Genomic DNA, 15911 nt, shown 5'->3' with positions numbered 1-15911 from the left:
AATGACGATCGCGTTCGCCCCCCTGACCCCGGGTCGACGCGCTGGAGGGGCAGTCGATCGACTGCGCCCGCGCGCAGACTCGAGGGGGGCCGATGGCGATCAGCCTCGCCGTGATGCCGACCGGGCTCCGGATGCGGTTCACCGGGGTCGACCGGGTGGCCGCGTGCTCGCGGGGGCTCGACGTGTCGTTCGAGAGGATCGTCGGCTCGCGGGTGATGGGCAGGGACGAGGCGGTCGCCTCGAGCCCGCACGTGCCCTGTCCGGGCTCCTGGTGGCCCGGTCGGCTCCGCGCGGGTTCCTGGGGGATCGGCGAACGCCGACAGCTGTGGGGCGTGCGCCGGAGTCCTCGCGTCCTCGTCGTCTACCTGTCGGGGCGTCCGTTCCACCGTCTCGTCGTGGACGTCGAGGAGCCCGAAGGGACGCACCGCGCCGTCGAGGCCGCCCTCCTGCACAGCAAGAAGACCCAGGCCCGCCGGTCGGTGCGCGGGCTCCTGTCCGGGCCCGGCACCGAGGGCAGCGGTCGATCGTCCACCGCGCCCTGATCACGGCACCCCGCTCGGTGCGGCGGGGCCCATACTCGTCCCACCGACGGCAGAGGGGATCGGGCATGCAGCTCGACGGCATCGCTGCGCTCGTCACCGGAGCGGCCTCCGGCCTGGGGGCCGCGACGGCGGCCGCTCTCGTCGAGGGCGGGGCCACCGTGTACGGGCTGGACCTCGAGCAGGCCGTCGCCGACGTGGCCGCGCCCCGCGGTGACGTGCGCCTTCTCGCGGCCGACGTCACCGACGGGGAGCAGGTCCGGGCCGCCGTCACGCGCATCCAGGAGGACGGCGGCGAGCTGCGGCTCGCCGTCAACTGCGCCGGCATCGCCCCGTCCGCCCGCGTGCTGTCCCGCCGCGGGCCGCACGACCTGGATCTCTTCCACACGGTCCTGAAGGTCAACCTGCTCGGCACGTTCAACGTGATGCGCCTGGCGGCCGAGGCCATGGCCACCCTGTCGCCGGATGCGCAGGGCCAGCGGGGCGTGGTGGTCAACACCGCGTCGATCGCCGCCTACGAGGCGCAGGTCGGCCAGGTCGCGTACGCCGCGTCCAAGGCCGGCGTCGCCGGGATGACCGTCACCGCCGCCCGCGACCTCGCGCAGTACGGGATCCGCGTCATGACCATCGCACCGGGCATCGTCGACACCCCGATGATGGCCGGCTTCAGCGACGAGGTCCGTGCCGGACTCGGGGAGAGCGTGCCCTTCCCGCAGCGCATCGCCGCGCCCGAGGAGTACGCCCGGCTGGTGGCGATGATCGTCGCCAACGATTACCTCAACGGCGACGTGATCCGGATGGACGGCGCTCTGCGGATGGGCCCGCGCTGACGACGCGATCGGTGCACAGGTATTGACATGTGCTGATCGCGCCGGGTTGGCTCGGGGAGGTCGCACGCCCCGCCGTCTTCGAGGAGAAGCCATGACCTCTGGTGTCGCCGCTGCGAAGGGCCGCGCGACGGCCGTGGCCGTGCCGGCCTCCGAGACGCTGCCGTGGCTGGTCAGCGCGGTGGTGGTCGGGCTGGTGCTCTACTACCTGATCGGCATCGACCAGGGCGCGACGTCGCTGTTCGGCGACAGCTCGGTGATCCACGAGCTGGTGCACGACGCCCGCCACTTCCTCGGGTTCCCCTGCCACTGAGGGACGCCCACCTCGGCGCCCGTCACGGACCCGGGCCTCAGGTGGCCAGGTACAGCGCGATGAGCGCCGGCGGCGCGATCACGTCGAACCAGAAGATGAACCCGGCGTTGCCCGGCGCCGTGTCGTGCTCGCTGATCATCTCCCGGACGTGCCCGAGGGCCGCTCCGAAGTAGAAGATCGAGAAGGCGATGACGACGGCGAGCGCGAAGTCGCGGTCGAAGGACGGGGACAGCACGCCGAGGACACCGATCCCCAGGTTGGCCAGGCCGACCTCGAACTGGAACGGGCTGCCCTTCGGCCACCCGATGGACTCCGCGACCGGACCGGGCATGACGATGTGGCCCGAGCCGCAGATGATCGCGTTCACGCCGACCACCCAGACGAGGGCGTTGGCGAAGGTCGCTGCCAGGAACCCGTCGGTGCTGGACTGCGCGTACTGCACGATCTCGGCGATGACGAAACCGACGACGCCGACGTAGATCGTGAGGCTCGCCAGCCGCAGGACCCAGGGCGGCGGGCCGTCGACCGCCGGGGTGGCCGGGGTGGTCGGGCGTTGCTCCGTGGTCACCGGGACATCGTCGGTCGCCGCCCCCGCGTCATCCACACCTGCGACATCTCGATCAGAGAACGACGTCTTCGCAGGTCACGTCGGCACCGAGGACGCCGCCGACGTCACCGACCTCCGCCGGCGCATCGACACCGAGGCCGTGCCCCGGCTGTGCCGGGCCCTCGACCTCGCCCACCTGCCCGTCGAGCTGCTGATCCGGCTCGACGACGCCCGCAGCGCCCGGCTGTCCTGACCCGGGTCGCGGATCCTCAGTCGCCGTCGGGCGCCGGTCCCGGGCCGACCTGGCTGGTCGGTGCGGGGTCGGCGGGGCCCGCGCCGTCGTCGTCGGAGGCGGCGGAGGCGTCGCGGTACCCGGACACCAGCACGAGCCCGATGATCGCGGCAACGGCCGCCAGCCCGGCTCCGATCCGGTCCTTCGTCGTCACGGGAGTGGCTCCTCTCAGGGGCGGTGTCGCCGGCCGGGATCAGTCGTCGAGGGGGACTCCGCCGAAGGACACCAGGCTGGTGACGAAGTAGATGACGTACAGACCGAGCAGGACGATCCCGTGCCAGCGGAGCAGTCGACCGGTCGAGAGGAAGAGCGCCGCGATCAGCGTGATCACGATCAGCGCCGGTAGGTGCCAGACCAGGACGGAGTGGTCGACGGTGATCGCCCCACCGACGAGCAGGATGATCCCGAGCTTGCCGGTCACCGAGAACACCACGCTGCCGATCACGTTCGCGACGGCGATCTCCGGCGCGCCCCGCCGCTGCGGTTCGGCGGTGAGGAAGATGTCCTCGAGGGAGAGCGCCAGCGTCGCGATCGTGACGCCGAAGACCGTGCCGTCGAGAGCGAACTCGTCGAGGATGCCCTCGGTGCCCCGACCGGCGATGAGGGCACCGGCCACGAGACCGATCAGGGCGAGGACGGCGAACGCGAGGGTGGCGCCGGGCGAGTGCTGCCGGGCCTTGAGGAAGCCCTGATCGATCTTCAGATCCGCAGGCAGGTCGAAGCCGCCGCGCCCGTCGGCGGGCCCGCTCGCGGTCCCTGCCGTCGTCGCCACGATCGGGGCGGTGCCACCCCTGCCACCGACGCCGACCTCGACGTTGTCGATCTGCTCGTAGAGCTCGGCGTTGCGCCACACCGGACGTCGGGCGGAGTGCTCCCGGTACGCCACCCAGCCGACGAACGCGACGAACGCGACGATGAGCACGATCCCGGTGAGGAGTGTCAGGGCCCCGACCAGAGCGAGGGCGTACATCACGACCGGTGCGGCGACGAAGAGGACGAGGTAGCTGGTGGGCACGTCGACCGGTGTCGGTGCGACGATCGCCGCGATGGCGAGCACGACGCCGGTCATGGCGACTGTCGTGCCGATGACCGTCCCGAGGGCGACGTTGCTGAGGTCCTCGAGGTTCAGCACGATCCCGAAGGCGAGATCGTCGAACTCGATGCCGGTGAAGACCACCGCGACGAGGAACAGCGAGATCGCCCATCGGCTCGCGATGCCGACCAGATGGCCGATGAGCTTCTCGGCGCTGTACACCAGCACGGCGATGCCCAGCACGAATTCGATGATCGGGATCACGGGTTCGCTCCATCAGCGGGGGACTCGCGAGGTGGCATCTCGACGTCGCCGGTCACCAGAACTTGATCCCGACGGACTTGAGACGGCGTTTGTGGAGCTGGTCGACCTTCTCGATGTCCTTGGAGGAGATGAGGTCTCCCCAGGCCCACGCGGCCTTCGAGCCCTCGTTGAGGATTTTCTCGAGGTCGTTGTCGACGAGGTCGGCGCTCTGGATGACCCGGGAGCCGAAGCCGATGTGCCAGCGCTCGTCGCGCAGCACCAGTTCCATGCCCTTGCGCATCCCGGGCATCGGGACCGACAGCTTCTCGAGGGCGTCGAGCAGCGCGTGCTGCCCGGCGGTGAGGACCACGCCCTCGAGGATCATGTGGTAGAGCCCGACCGCGGTGGTGAGCTCCTCGTCGGAGTCGGCGAGGCCGCGGGCGATGGCCGGCAGGCGCTCCTCGAACAGCTCGAGGAGGTCCGGGCTCACCCGCTCGCGCAGGACCTCGAGCCGCTCGTTGAGGTTCTTCCCCGGGACGCCGACGACCTCGCTGACCACGCGGTCGAAGAAGCGGGCGTGCCGGGCCTCGTCGCGGGCCTGGGCCGCGAAGACCTCGGCCATCATGTCGTCGGTGCTCGCCGCGCCACGGAACGACGTGAGATGGGTGGCGACCGACGTCTCGCCGATGCAGAAGCCGGCGATCAGTCCGAGGATCTGGTCGTACTCGCTGTCCTCGAGCTTCGTCCAGGACTCGATGTCGGTGGAGAGGTCGATGGTGGTCTCGTCCCACTGCAGTGATTCTGCGAGCTGGGCGAAGTGACCGTATCCAGTGATCATCAGCCGAGCACCTCGCCGGGCTCGGCGAGCGTCTGCTCGCCCATCGACACCACTCCCCGAACATCGCTGACACACAAGGAAGGGCGCCGGACCCGTGTAGCACGGGTCCGGCTCCCCGACGTCATTCAGTCGTCCAGCTGGGCGACGTACATCGTCACCTCGGGGGCGACCCCGATCTCCTCGAACTCGGGGGATTCCCAAGCGCGCATCTCCACGTGGATTCACCTCCCCAGGAATCGACGTGGGTCACGGACGCGACTCGCGTCGCGCCGCCCGTGGCCGCTAGCCGGGGTGCCTCTCCGCGGATGCGCGGGGCCACATCGGCGACATCTCGGGCTGATCGTCGTCCACCAGGCGGTGCGCCAGGGCGATCGCTTCCTCGCGGTCGACCCCGTCGGAACCGTTCGTGGACGCCGTCGCCTCGAGGGTGACCACCAGGTCCGCGGCCTCGGCCGACGACACGTCGACATAGCCCTTACCGAGCTCGTACCGCGTCCGGAGAATTCTGGCGGCCTGCTTCAGCAGGTTGTCCTGACTTTCCCTCACCGAGGACTGGTCGGTCATCATGGAGAAACTCCTCTACGTCATTCCGGCGCGCCGGTGTGCTCTCGCCGGGGCTTCCTTCTCCACAGCTATGTCAGGGACGTCGCCTGCGCCAGTACCTGACGGATCTCTTCGGTCGCCGCCTGTTTTCCCGACGGGTGGTTGAGCAGCGCGGAACCGACGACGAGCAACTCCGCGCCGGCTCGCAAGGGCCCTGCTGCCGTCTTCGCGGAGATTCCCCCGTCCACCTCGATCTGGATCGGCCGCTCGCTGCGGTCGGCGATCTCGCGCGCCTCGGAGACCTTGTCCTCCATCGCGCTGATGTACTCCTGACCGCCGAATCCGGGATTGACCGTCATGATCAGGATGTGATCGAGCTGGTCGAGGACGTGCGGGACGAAGTCGAGCGACGTCGACGGGTTCACGGCCACCCCCGCGCGGGCCCCGAGGTCCCGGATGCTCGAGAGCGTGCGGTGCAGGTGCTTGCAGGCCTCGACGTGGACGATGACCGTGCCGCACCCGGCGGAGACGAACTCCGCCAGCCCGGCGTCGGGATCCTCGACCATGAGGTGCGCTTCGAAGGGCAGGTCGACGTAGGGTCGGCACGCGCCGACGACCGCGGCCCCGAACGTCAGGTTCGGGACGAAGCGGCCGTCCATCACGTCCCACTGGATGCGGTCGACGCCGGCGGCCTGGAGATCGAGGACCTCCCCGGCGAGACGGGAGTAATCGGCGCCCAGAACTGATGCGACGATGGCTGGTCCGGTCATCGATGCCCTCCGTCTACGACTCGTCGTGCCCGTCCTGGACGAACCGCCCAGGCCCTCGTCGATCGCCCGTCGCTGGTGGAGCGTCCAGGTCGCCATGGGTCGTCGAATCCTTTCCGCGTGCGCTTGCGATCCGGCGCCCGACGACGAACGAATCGCCCTGTCCGGCCTTCGTCGCGAATTCGATGCACACTTCCACGACGTCGCCGGCGGTGGTGGTCCTCAGGCTGGGTGAGTTCAGCGCAACCGATCGGCCGACCGAGAGAGAGTGGTCTCATTGGAGTGATCATCATCTTATCATCCGGCAGTGGAGCGGCATAGCGTTCCGGCGAGATTCGATGAACGTTCTCGATTGCTGCGATCGAGTAGGTGTTGTTTCGGTGGAACGACTGTCAGACTTGCGGCATGCGCGTCTACCTCGCTTCCGACCATGCCGGGTTCGAGATGAAGAACCATCTGCTCCGGCGCCTCGACGAACTGGGACACGAAGTACGGGATCTCGGTCCCGCCGAATTCGACCCCGACGACGCCTACCCGCCGTACTGCATCGAGGCCGGTATCCGGGTGATGGCCGACGAGGGCAGTCTCGGTGTGGTCGTCGGTGGCTCCGGGAACGGGGAGCAGATGGCTGCGAACAAGGTCCGCGGAGTTCGTGCCGCCCTCGCGTGGAGCACCGAGACCGCGTCCTTGGCGCGGGAGCACAACGACGCCCGGATCGTGGCGATCGGCGCTCGCATGCACACCCTCGACGAGGCCGCCGAGATCATCACCTCCTTCGTCGACACCCCCTTCTCGGAGGACCCACGTCACCTCGACCGCATCGCGATGCTCGATCGGTACGAGGAGAGTGGACAGCCGCCGCCGCTGCCCGAGCGCTGATGCCGGTGCGGTGGTCACGGTGGATCGAGGGGGGCGCATGCCGGGTCAGGCGCCGAGGACGTCGTGGAGCCGGTCGATCTGGTGATGACCCTCGACGACCAGGACCGTGCCGGTGCTCGAACGCATCGCCACGGAGTGCGTCGTGGCACGGTCGGCGCGGTACTGCAGGCCGGGGACGTCGTCGCTGCCGGTGACCCCGGTGGCGCTGAAGAGGATGTCCTCCCCACCGACGAGGTCCCCGGTGTGCAGGACCGCATCGACGTCGTGCCCGGCGTCGAGCGCCCGTCGACGCTCGTCGGCGTCGCGTGGCCACAGTCGGGCCTGGATCGAGCCGCCCACGCAGGCCAGCGCGGCGGCCGCGAGGACGCCTTCGTGTGCGCCGCCGACGCCGACGAGCATGTCGCTGTCGCTGTCGGGGTGTGAGGCCGCGAGTGCCCCGGCGATCTCACTGCCGAGGAGGAGACGCACCCGCGCCCCGGTCTCCCGGACCTCGCGCTCGATCTCCTGGTGCCGGCCGCGCCCGAGGACGCTCACGGTGAGCTCGGAGACCGGCCGCTGCCCGGCCGCGGCCACCGCCCGGGCGTTCTCGGCCACCGGGCGGTCGATGTCGACGACGTCGCACGCGGCCGGCCCGACGACGAGGATCTCCAGATCGGTGATCGGTGCTGCCCTGAACATCCCGCCGTACTCGGTCGCGGCGATCACCGCGAGAGCGTCGGGCATGCCCTTGGCGGCCAGGACGGCGCCGTCGAGGGGGGCGAGCGCGACGTCGCGCGCCGGGCCGGTGCCGTCACCGACGTGATCGCCGACCCGGAAGGCGCCGACCTCGCCCCCGTCGCTGGCGACCGTGCCCCGGAGGGGGATCGATCCCGTGAGGGTGCGCGCGGCGGCGGCGGCCGCCGCGATGCCGCTGCTCTCGTCGCCCAGCCCGACCCACCGGCCCGCGGCGAGTGCCGCGAACTCGGTGACCCGGGCGAGCTCGAGGACGAGGTCGGGCGTCCCACGCTCGACGGCCCGAGGGGCCGAGGAGCGGAGGGAGTCAGCGGACGGCGGCATTCGCGACCGCCCGCTCGGAGAGGGCGTCCTGCGCGGCGCCCCACTGGTCGCCGCTGCCTCGCCAGGTCTCGAGGGCGGGCCCGACCAGCGCCCGACCGAACGAGTACGTCAGCTCCCAGGGAAGGGGAGCGAGCTCCTTCATCGCGGCCAGGTTGTCGGTGGCCTCCTGCGGGTCCTGCCCCCCCGAGAGGAAGGCGATCCCCGGCACCGCCGGCGGTACGGTCTCGCTCAGGGTCTCCACGGTCGCGCGGGCGACCTCGGACGCCGAGGGCTTGTCCGGGCACCCGTCGCCCGCCACGACCATGTTCGGCTTGAGGACGATGCCGTCGAGCTGGACCTCCATGAGGCTCAGCTCCTCGAACACCGACTGCAGCACCGCCCGTGTGACCTGTCGGCACTGCTCCAGCGAGTGGTCGCCGTCCATGACCACCTCGGGCTCGACGATCGGCACGAGCCCCGCCTCCTGGCACAGCCCGGCGTAGCGGGCGAGTGCGTGGGCGTTGGCCCGCTTCAACCGGTCCGTGGGGAGGCCGTCGCCGATCGAGTACACGGCGCGCCACTTGGTGAAGCTGGCTCCCATGGCCACGTACTCGTCGAGCCGCTCGCGGAGTCCGTCGAGCCCCTCGGTCACCGTCTCGCCCGGAGCGCCGGCCAGCGGCTTGGCCCCGGTGTCGACCTTGATCCCGGCGAGCACCCCGATCCCGGCGAGTGCGGCGGGGAAGGTGTTCCCGTCCGAGAGCACCTGGCGGAACGTCTCGTCCGCGAGGATGGCACCGCTGATGGACTCGGAGAGCTCCGGAGTCGTGAGGAGCAGCTCTCGGTAGAGGCGCCGGTTCTCCTCCGTCGGCTCGACCCCGACGCTCTCGAGGCGCTTCGACATCGTCCCGATGCTCTCGTCGGCCGCCAGGATGCCTCGCTTGTTCGACACCAGCGTCCGAGCGATCTCGGTCAGAGATGACATGAGTTCCCCTACCTCTCCGTGGAACACCGCCCCTGTGCGGCGGCGAAGAATGGTCCAGCTGTGGGCGCCGACCCGGCGCACGGCCGGGTCGGCTGCGCGGCCGTCACCGTCACGTGCGGGATCGACCTGCAGCTGGAGGAATCGCGGCTGGAGGTGCACGGAGGGGCGCCGTCTACGGACGGCCCTCCGGCGAGGCACGGTCCCCCACGGGGGCGATGGGACCGGCCGGGCGTCGGGCAGCTCGAGGCGCCCGACGGATGACAGTTGTAGCCGTCGCCGACGACGGAGCGCAAGCATCTCGTCGCAACCGGTCGCCACGGCCCGGCCGGCCGCGGGCCGGTCGAGCCGACGGTCCTCGCTGCTCAGCGTCGGTCTGTGGGAGAGAGCAGAGGGCGCAGGAAGGCGTCCGGACCGTCGCGGCGCTCGCGCGTCCACGAACGCACAGCGACGTGGATCGGGACGTCCCGTGACGGTCCGGATCCGACGGGCATCACGACCGAGACCGCCCTCCCGAGGGGCGTCATCGCGCATTGTCACCCTCCGACTCCCCCGCGTAGGGGAGCCGACTGCCCCGCCGGCGTGCCTAGCGTCTGGCCCATGACCTCGATGTTCGTTCGTCATCCACGGGCACCGGACGCCTCGGGGGGGACCCCACGTCCCCCGCGGTGAGTGCCTGAGCGCCGGTCCACGACCGGTTCGCACAGCGTGCTCGCCGCAGCACAGCCCGGGGCCACGGGCAGGCAGGGGCGCCTGTCCGGGGCCGGGACCGGGCACCGAGGTGAGGAGGTCGCGACGCGACCTCGCTCGTCGCCACCGCGGGCTCGAGGACCCGGTGGCGTGATCCGGCACTCCAGTGCCCGGTCTTCCACGAGGGCGACGTATCGCTCTCGTCGACCGGGCTGTCCTGACGTGCATCGAGTTCCGGGGCGACCCGGTGCAGACGAGCACGGGCTTTCGTCCCATTCAGTGTGGAAAGGGGTTGTGTCAATTGTCCGCATCGACATCGGACACCCAGAGCGAGAACGCCGCGCAGTTCGGCGACGCCGCCGACCTGATCGTCGGCGAGCACGCCAAGGTCCTCCAGGGCGTCGACGCCGCCAGCTGGGAGCGGGCAGGAGCGTTGCTGGTCGATGCTCCCGCGGTGTTCACCATCGGCACGGGACGCAGCGGGCTGGCGCTGCAGATGGCGGCGATGCGCTTCATGCATCTCGGCAAGGCCACCCACGTCGTCGGGGAGACGACCGCCCCGGCGATCGGCGCCGGCGACGTGCTGATCGCGGCCTCCGGCTCCGGCTCCACCAAGCGGGTCGTGACGGCTGCGCGGACGGCCTCCGAGCAGGGCGCGAGTGTCCTGGCGGTCACGACCGACCCGGAGTCGGATCTCGCCGGACTGGCGACCGAGACGCTGCTGATCCCTGCCGCCGACAAGCAGGACTTCGAGGGCACGCGCTCCGCCCAGTACGCCGGCAGCCTCTTCGAGCAGTCCCTCCTGATCCTCACGGACGCGCTCTTCCACCACCTCTGGCAGACCAGCGGCAGCCAGGCCCGCGATCTGTGGCGCCTCCACGCGAACCTCGAGTAGCTCCCGCGCCTGCCGTCGATGCCGTCGTCGCCGTTGATCCCGTGCAAAGGATGCGGTCATGCAATTGCAGTTCGCCATGGATGTGTCAACGCTCGACGAGGCGCTCGTCCTCTGCCGCCAGGTGGCCGAGCACGTCGACATCATCGAGATCGGAAGCCCTCTTATCAAGAACGAGGGCGTGACGGCGATCCGCGCGATCACGGCGTCGTATCCCGACAAGACGATCTTTGCCGACATGAGGACCGTGGGCGCCGGAGCGCTCGAGGCCGACCTTGCCTTCAGCGCCGGGGCCGACCTCGTGTCGGTGATGGGCGGAGCCGACGACGACACGGTCAGGGGAGCGGTCGCCGCGGCTCGACGCTGCGGCAAGGGCGTGGTCGCCGACATGACCGACGTCCGGGGCTGCGTCCTGCGGGCCCGCGAGCTCGCGGGGCTGGGCGTCGAGTTCTGTGAGTTCCACGCGGGCACCGACGAGCAGGCGCCGTGCCGGTACTCGGTCCGGGCCGTGATCGAGGCGGGTCGGCAGTCGGAGGCGCCCTTCTCGGTCGCCGGCGGCGTGGACCTCGACAGCATCCTCGATGTCCGGGCCTCGGGTGCGGTGGTCGCCGTGGTCGGGGCCGCGATCCGTGGCGCTCCGGACCCGCGCGCCGCGGCCGGGGCGTTCCGCGTCGCCATCGACACGTCCTCCCGGTTCGGCGACGTCACCTCGGTCCGGCAGGGACGCCCGCACGGGATTCCCTGCGGGCCCGGCCCCGTGCAGGGGCGGGCCCGCCGCGCGCGGCTCGCCGACCGCGCCCCGAACGCCTAGCCGCCGGATTCCGTCCGACGACGCCATGCACGACGCGGTCGCTCTCGGAGAGCGAGCCAGTAGATGTGGAGCCCCTTATGCCATCCCAGAGCGACACGGTCCTGCCGGTGCGCCTCGACCTCGGAGCCTTGGAGTCGACGGCGGTCGCGGCGACCCACCGCGCGGCGCTCGCCTGCTGTGCGTGGGTCGGCAAGCACGACGCGGATGCCGCCGACGGCGCCGCGACCGAGGCCATGCGTCGCGTCCTGGCGGACGTCCCCGGCCGCGGAACGGTGGTCATCGGGGAGGGGGAGAAGGACAACGCGCCGATGCTGTTCAACGGCGAGGTCGTCGGGGACGACGGAGGCGGGCCCGACTTCGACATCGCCGTCGACCCCTTGGAAGGCACGTCCTTCTGCGCGAAGGGGCTTCCCGGCGCCCTGGCCACGATCGCCTTCGGCGACTCGGGTTCGTTCTGGTCCCCCGGACCGGGCTTCTACATGGACAAGATCGTGGTCCCGCCGGCGGCGCGTCACGCCGTTGATCTCGTCGACCCGCCCGAGCGCACCGTGGAGAAGGTCGCGGAGGCCCTCTCGAAGAAGGTCGACGAGCTCCGCGTGGTGATCATGGACAAGCCTCGCCACCAGGGGGAGGACGGGCTGATCGCGCGGGTGCTGGCGACAGGAGCTGCGGTCCACACCCCGGCGGGGGGCGATGTCGGGGGAGCGCTCGAGGTCCTCCTGCCGACCTGCGACGTCGATCTCCTGCTCGGCGTCGGCGGCACGCCCGAAGGCGTCATGACCGCCGCCGCGGTCCGTGCCCTCGGCGGCGGCATGCTCGGTCGCCTCGCGCCCAAGACCGACGAGGAGGCCGAGGCGATCCGCGGCGCCGGCATGAGCGTCGATCGCATCTACGAGCGCGACGAGCTCGTCGCCGGAGGCGCGCTGTTCGCCGCCACCGGCATCAGCGGCGGACCACTGCTCGCCGCACCGCGCCGCGTCGACGGCACCACCGTCGCCGAGTCCCTCCTGATCACCGACGGACAGGTGCGGTTCATCCGGCACATCACCTTCGAGCCGATCCCGCCGTCGTGACCCCGAGGTCCCGACCCGGGCCACTCGCGACCACCGACCACCCACTCCCGAGGGAGAATCCGTGACGGTGCAACTGGAGGACCTCCACATCCGCACTCTCGGTGAATGCCGCTACACGTCGCCGTTCTCCGCGTGGCTCGCCGACAAGCAGACCACCCCGCATTTCGTCCACGAGGACGACCGGGTGATGCTCGACGACACGACCTCGATCATCAGCGCGAACACCGCCGAGGCCCTCCCGTCCTTCGAGTGCGCCGGGCCTCGCAAGAAGATCTACTTCGACCCGGCCCGGACGACGGTCGGCATCGTCTCCTGCGGCGGGCTCTGCCCCGGCATCAACAACGTCATCAGGGGCGTCGTCCAGGAGCTCACCGTGCATTACCGCGTGCGTCGAATTCTCGGCTTCCGCAACGGGCTCAAGGGACTGACCGCCAAGTACCGCGACGACACGATGGATCTGACCCAGAGCAACTTCCAGGACATCACCCGCTCCGGCGGGACGATCCTCGGCAGTTCTCGTGGCGACCAGGACGCCGACGAGATGGTCGACACCCTCATCGCGCGCAAGATCGACATCCTCTTCGTCATCGGCGGCGACGGGAGCATCCGGGCGGCGATGCGGCTGGTGTCAGCGATCACGCAGCGCGGACTCGACATCGCGGTCGTCGCGATCCCCAAGACGATCGACAACGACCTGCCCTACACCGACCAGTCGTTCGGCTTCCAGAGCGCGTTCGAACGGGCGACCGACTTCATCGAAGCGGTCACCACGGAGGCCGCGGCCCACGAGAACGGCGTGGGGATCGTGAAGCTCATGGGTCGGCACTCCGGCTTCATCGCCTGCTACGCGGCGCTGGCGAACCACGGCGCCGACATGGTGCTCATCCCCGAGGTCCCGTTCGAGCTCGAGGGGCCCGACGGCCTGCTGGCCAAGGTCGAGCACCACCTGCTCACCCGTGGACACGTCGTCATCGTCGTGGCCGAAGGTGCCGGGCAGGAGCTGCTCCCGGCGGCCGGAGATGCCGACGGGAACGGTGCCACCGACGCCTCGGGAAACCAGCGCCTCGGCGACATCGGCCAGTTCCTCAGCGACCGCGTCTCGAGCCACCTCACCCGGATCGGCCTGAAGCCGGCGCTGCGCTACGTCGACCCGAGCTATTCCATCCGGAGCGTCACCGCGAACGCCTACGACAGCGTCTACTGCCTCCGGCTGGCCCACGCCGCCGTCCACGCGGCCATGGCCGGCCGGACCGAGACCGTCGTCGTCCGCTGGCGGCGGCGCTTCGTGCACGTCCCGATGCCGCTCATCACGAGCCACCGCAACCGGGTGGACCCCGACGGGGATCTCTGGATGTCCGTGCTCGAAGCGACCAATCAGCCCGAGACGCTCGCGCGGCAATGTGAGCCCGGGTCCACGACAGCAACGCTCACCGAGACCTCAGGAGTGAATGCCCCGTGAACAGCATCGAAGCCACCTCCGTCCGGCCGGGGCACGACATCTTCGACGAGGTCGCCTCCCTGCTCGCGGTCACGGTTCCCGACGGCTGGTCGGACCTCGACACACGGGCCGTCAACACCGCCCGGATCCTCGCCGCGGACGCCGTCCAGCGCTGCGGGAGCGGTCACCCGGGGACCGCGATGTCGCTGGCGCCGCTGGCCTACGCACTGTTCCAGCGCGTCATGCGCCACGACCCGACCGACCCGGGATGGGCAGGTCGCGACCGGTTCGTCCTCTCCTGCGGCCACTCGAGCCTCACCCTGTACGTGCAGTTGTTCCTGGCGGGGTACGGGATGCAGCTCGAAGACCTCGAACAGCTCCGCACCTGGGGTTCACAGACGCCGGGTCATCCCGAGTACGGCCACACGCCGGGTGTCGAGATCACGACCGGTCCGCTCGGCCAGGGCCTGGGCGCGGCGGTGGGCATGGCCATGTCCGCGCGCCGCGAGCGGGGTCTCTTCGACCCCGACGCCGCGCCCGGCGCCAGCCCCTTCGACCACTTCGTCTACGTCATCGCCTCCGACGGCGACATCGAGGAGGGCGTCACCGCCGAGGCGTCGTCGATCGCCGGCCGCCAGCAGCTCGGGAACCTCGTCGTGATCTACGACGACAACCACATCTCGATCGAGGACGACACCTCGATCGCCCTGTCCGAGGACGTGGCGCAGCGCTACGAGGCCTACGGGTGGCACGTCCAGACCGTGAGCGGTGGCGAGAACGTCGCCGGCATCTGCGACGCCCTGGAGCGCGCGGCCGCCGAGACCGACCGGCCGTCCTTCATCGCGCTGCGGACGGTGATCGGCTACCCGGCCCCCGAGAAGATGAACACCGGCGCCGCCCACGGCGCGGCTCTCGGCGACGACGAGGTCGCGCGGGTCAAGGAGATTCTGGGGTTCGACCCGGAGGCGAGCTTCGCCGTCGACGACGAGGTGCTCGCGCACACCCGCGCTCTCGCCGGGCGAGCCCGGGAGACCCGGCGCGCCTGGGGCGAGTCGTTCGACGCGTGGGCGCGCAAGAACCCGGAACGCCACGCGCTGTACGAGCGGATGGCCCGCCGTGAGCTCCCCGCCGGCTGGACCGACCACTTCCCGGACTGGAGCGCCGGGGATGACCCCCTCGCCACCCGGAAGGCTCTCGCGAAGGTCCTCGAGTCGATCGGTGACGTGCTGCCCGAGCTGTGGGGCGGATCGGCCGATCTCGCCGAGAGCAACAACACGACGATCAAGGGCGCCGACTCGTTCGGCCCGAGCACGATCGACACGGAGATGTGGGGGCAGGCGTCGCCGTACGGTCGCACCCTCCACTTCGGCGTCCGAGAGCACGCCATGGGCGCCATCCTCAACGGCATCGCGCTGCACGGCGGCACGCGTGCCTACGGCGGCACCTTCATGATCTTCAGCGACTACATGCGTCCGGCGGTGCGCCTGGCCGCCCTGATGAAGCTGCCGACCATCTACATCTGGACCCACGACTCGATCGGCCTCGGCGAGGACGGGCCGACCCACCAGCCGGTCGAGCACCTCGCCGCCCTGCGCGCGATCCCCGGACTCGCGGTGGTCCGCCCGGCCGACGCCCGCGAGACCGCAGCAGCCTTCCGCGGCATCCTCGCGAACCCGACCGGGCCGGCCGGGCTCGCTCTCACCCGCCAGAACGTCCCGATCCTCGAGGGCGTCACGACGGACGGCGTGCTGCGCGGCGGGTACACGATCGCCGAGGCCGACTCCGCCGGGCGAGCACCGGAGCTCCTGCTGATCGCCACCGGGTCCGAGGTCTCGCTGGCCCTCTCGGCACGAGACGTGCTCCAGGCGGAAGGCGTGCCGACCCGGGTCGTCTCCATGCCCTGCGTCGAGTGGTTCGACGCGCAGGAGGAGTCCTACCGACACGGCGTCCTGCCCCCCGCGACGACCGCCCGCGTGGCGGTGGAGGCGGCGATCGGCATGCCGTGGCACCGCTTCGTCGGTGACCGGGGCGAGATCGTCTCCCTCGAGCACTTCGGGGCCAGCGCCGATTACCAGACCCTGTACCAGCAATTCGGGCTGACGGTCGAAGCCATCGTCGAGGCCGCGCGCCGCTCGTTGTCGCGTGCCGGGTGACGACCGGTCGGACAACCAG

General features: G+C 70.7%; 19 protein-coding genes. 10 read left to right on the top strand and 9 right to left on the bottom strand.

What is annotated here, in order from left to right:
* The first annotated feature begins 92 nt into the window (after nucleotides 1–92).
* The 3 genes from PH191_RS15410 (at nucleotide 93) to PH191_RS15400 (ending at nucleotide 1679) form a co-directional block, all read left to right on the top strand.
* Entirely contained in the window at nucleotides 93–542 is a 450-nt protein-coding gene (locus tag PH191_RS15410; RefSeq protein WP_274195504.1) for a hypothetical protein, read from the top strand.
* A 65-nt stretch (nucleotides 543–607) separates the two neighbouring features.
* Entirely contained in the window at nucleotides 608–1369 is a 762-nt protein-coding gene (locus PH191_RS15405; protein WP_274195503.1) for an SDR family NAD(P)-dependent oxidoreductase, read from the top strand.
* Nucleotides 1370–1460: 91 nt separating this feature from the next.
* The gene (locus PH191_RS15400) at nucleotides 1461–1679 is read left to right on the top strand and encodes a CbtB domain-containing protein (RefSeq protein ID WP_274195502.1); all 219 of its coding nucleotides are present in this window, start codon (nucleotides 1461–1463) and stop codon (nucleotides 1677–1679) included.
* 37 nt (nucleotides 1680–1716) lie between these two features.
* Here the strand turns inward: PH191_RS15400 and PH191_RS15395 are convergent, their stop codons facing one another.
* Nucleotides 1717–2247 (bottom strand): DUF6790 family protein, encoded by a 531-nt coding sequence (locus PH191_RS15395; protein WP_274195501.1) that lies wholly within the window; start codon nucleotides 2245–2247, stop codon nucleotides 1717–1719.
* Between PH191_RS15395 and PH191_RS15390 the strand changes: the two genes are divergently transcribed.
* Nucleotides 2240–2479 carry a hypothetical protein gene (locus PH191_RS15390; RefSeq protein WP_274195500.1) on the top strand — a complete coding sequence of 80 codons (240 nt, stop codon included), beginning with the start codon at nucleotides 2240–2242 and terminating at the stop codon, nucleotides 2477–2479. The two genes, PH191_RS15395 and PH191_RS15390, sit on opposite strands and share 8 nt — an antisense overlap.
* A 16-nt stretch (nucleotides 2480–2495) precedes the next feature.
* Here PH191_RS15390 and PH191_RS15385 read toward each other — a convergent pair whose 3' ends face one another.
* The 6 genes from PH191_RS15385 to rpe all read right to left on the bottom strand — a co-directional run bounded on the left by PH191_RS15385 (nucleotide 2496) and on the right by rpe (nucleotide 5945).
* Complete coding sequence (locus PH191_RS15385; RefSeq protein ID WP_274195499.1) at nucleotides 2496–2672, bottom strand: hypothetical protein; 177 nt, start codon at nucleotides 2670–2672, stop codon at nucleotides 2496–2498.
* 39 nt (nucleotides 2673–2711) lie between these two features.
* On the bottom strand, nucleotides 2712–3815 hold the full coding sequence (locus PH191_RS15380; protein ID WP_274195498.1) for a sodium:calcium antiporter: 1104 nt from the start codon (nucleotides 3813–3815) through the stop codon (nucleotides 2712–2714).
* Nucleotides 3816–3867: 52 nt separating this feature from the next.
* Nucleotides 3868–4632 (bottom strand): ribonucleotide-diphosphate reductase subunit beta, encoded by a 765-nt coding sequence (locus PH191_RS15375; protein WP_274195497.1) that lies wholly within the window; start codon nucleotides 4630–4632, stop codon nucleotides 3868–3870.
* Nucleotides 4633–4757: 125 nt separating this feature from the next.
* Nucleotides 4758–4841, bottom strand: coding sequence for a pyrroloquinoline quinone precursor peptide PqqA (gene pqqA / locus PH191_RS15370; RefSeq protein WP_274195836.1), 84 nt, complete (start codon nucleotides 4839–4841; stop codon nucleotides 4758–4760).
* Between the two features lie 73 nt (nucleotides 4842–4914).
* The gene (locus PH191_RS15365; RefSeq protein WP_274195496.1) at nucleotides 4915–5199 is read right to left on the bottom strand and encodes a hypothetical protein; all 285 of its coding nucleotides are present in this window, start codon (nucleotides 5197–5199) and stop codon (nucleotides 4915–4917) included.
* A gap of 65 nt (nucleotides 5200–5264) precedes the next feature.
* Complete coding sequence (gene rpe / locus PH191_RS15360) at nucleotides 5265–5945, bottom strand: ribulose-phosphate 3-epimerase (protein ID WP_274195495.1); 681 nt, start codon at nucleotides 5943–5945, stop codon at nucleotides 5265–5267.
* 402 nt (nucleotides 5946–6347) lie between these two features.
* On the opposite strand from rpe, the gene PH191_RS15355 reads away from it, so the two are divergent.
* Entirely contained in the window at nucleotides 6348–6821 is a 474-nt protein-coding gene (locus PH191_RS15355; RefSeq protein WP_274195494.1) for a ribose-5-phosphate isomerase, read from the top strand.
* 45 nt (nucleotides 6822–6866) lie between these two features.
* Here PH191_RS15355 and PH191_RS15350 read toward each other — a convergent pair whose 3' ends face one another.
* Nucleotides 6867–7877, bottom strand: a complete 1011-nt coding sequence (locus PH191_RS15350) for a fructose-bisphosphatase class II family protein (RefSeq protein ID WP_274195493.1) — start codon at nucleotides 7875–7877, stop codon at nucleotides 6867–6869.
* Nucleotides 7861–8838 carry a class I fructose-bisphosphate aldolase gene (locus PH191_RS15345; RefSeq protein ID WP_274195492.1) on the bottom strand — a complete coding sequence of 326 codons (978 nt, stop codon included), beginning with the start codon at nucleotides 8836–8838 and terminating at the stop codon, nucleotides 7861–7863. Before PH191_RS15345 ends, PH191_RS15350 begins: the two co-directional genes overlap by 17 nt.
* Nucleotides 8839–9826: 988 nt before the next feature.
* Between PH191_RS15345 and hxlB the strand changes: the two genes are divergently transcribed.
* The 5 genes from hxlB (at nucleotide 9827) to tkt (ending at nucleotide 15892) form a co-directional block, all read left to right on the top strand.
* Nucleotides 9827–10420, top strand: coding sequence for a 6-phospho-3-hexuloisomerase (gene hxlB, locus PH191_RS15340; protein WP_274195491.1), 594 nt, complete (start codon nucleotides 9827–9829; stop codon nucleotides 10418–10420).
* A gap of 58 nt (nucleotides 10421–10478) precedes the next feature.
* A complete protein-coding gene (gene hxlA / locus PH191_RS15335) occupies nucleotides 10479–11228 on the top strand; it encodes a 3-hexulose-6-phosphate synthase (protein ID WP_274195490.1) in 750 nt (249 codons plus the stop codon).
* Nucleotides 11229–11305: 77 nt separating this feature from the next.
* A complete protein-coding gene (locus PH191_RS15330) occupies nucleotides 11306–12301 on the top strand; it encodes a fructose-bisphosphatase class II family protein (RefSeq protein WP_274195489.1) in 996 nt (331 codons plus the stop codon).
* A gap of 61 nt (nucleotides 12302–12362) precedes the next feature.
* A complete protein-coding gene (locus PH191_RS15325) occupies nucleotides 12363–13760 on the top strand; it encodes an ATP-dependent 6-phosphofructokinase (protein ID WP_274195488.1) in 1398 nt (465 codons plus the stop codon).
* 38 nt (nucleotides 13761–13798) lie between these two features.
* Nucleotides 13799–15892, top strand: a complete 2094-nt coding sequence (tkt, locus tag PH191_RS15320) for a transketolase (protein ID WP_420791814.1) — start codon at nucleotides 13799–13801, stop codon at nucleotides 15890–15892.
* The last annotated feature ends 19 nt before the right edge of the window (nucleotides 15893–15911 follow it).

The organism is Actinomycetospora callitridis (assembly GCF_028737265.1).
GTDB classification, from domain to species: domain Bacteria; phylum Actinomycetota; class Actinomycetes; order Mycobacteriales; family Pseudonocardiaceae; genus Actinomycetospora; species Actinomycetospora callitridis.
Note: the sequence above shows the minus strand (reverse complement) of the source record. Positions and strands in the feature narration are given on the sequence as shown.

Coding starts and splice junctions, on each gene's coding strand:
- PH191_RS15410 (WP_274195504.1), top strand. CDS start 93: ATGGCGATCAGCCTCGCCGTGATGCCGACCGGGCTCCGGATGCGGTTC.
- PH191_RS15405 (WP_274195503.1), top strand. CDS start 608: ATGCAGCTCGACGGCATCGCTGCGCTCGTCACCGGAGCGGCCTCCGGC.
- PH191_RS15400 (WP_274195502.1), top strand. CDS start 1,461: ATGACCTCTGGTGTCGCCGCTGCGAAGGGCCGCGCGACGGCCGTGGCC.
- PH191_RS15375 (WP_274195497.1), bottom strand. CDS start 4,632: ATGATCACTGGATACGGTCACTTCGCCCAGCTCGCAGAATCACTGCAG.
- pqqA (WP_274195836.1), bottom strand. CDS start 4,841: ATGCGCGCTTGGGAATCCCCCGAGTTCGAGGAGATCGGGGTCGCCCCC.
- PH191_RS15365 (WP_274195496.1), bottom strand. CDS start 5,199: ATGATGACCGACCAGTCCTCGGTGAGGGAAAGTCAGGACAACCTGCTG.
- rpe (WP_274195495.1), bottom strand. CDS start 5,945: ATGACCGGACCAGCCATCGTCGCATCAGTTCTGGGCGCCGATTACTCC.
- PH191_RS15355 (WP_274195494.1), top strand. CDS start 6,348: ATGCGCGTCTACCTCGCTTCCGACCATGCCGGGTTCGAGATGAAGAAC.
- PH191_RS15350 (WP_274195493.1), bottom strand. CDS start 7,877: ATGCCGCCGTCCGCTGACTCCCTCCGCTCCTCGGCCCCTCGGGCCGTC.
- PH191_RS15345 (WP_274195492.1), bottom strand. CDS start 8,838: ATGTCATCTCTGACCGAGATCGCTCGGACGCTGGTGTCGAACAAGCGA.
- hxlA (WP_274195490.1), top strand. CDS start 10,479: ATGCAATTGCAGTTCGCCATGGATGTGTCAACGCTCGACGAGGCGCTC.
- PH191_RS15330 (WP_274195489.1), top strand. CDS start 11,306: ATGCCATCCCAGAGCGACACGGTCCTGCCGGTGCGCCTCGACCTCGGA.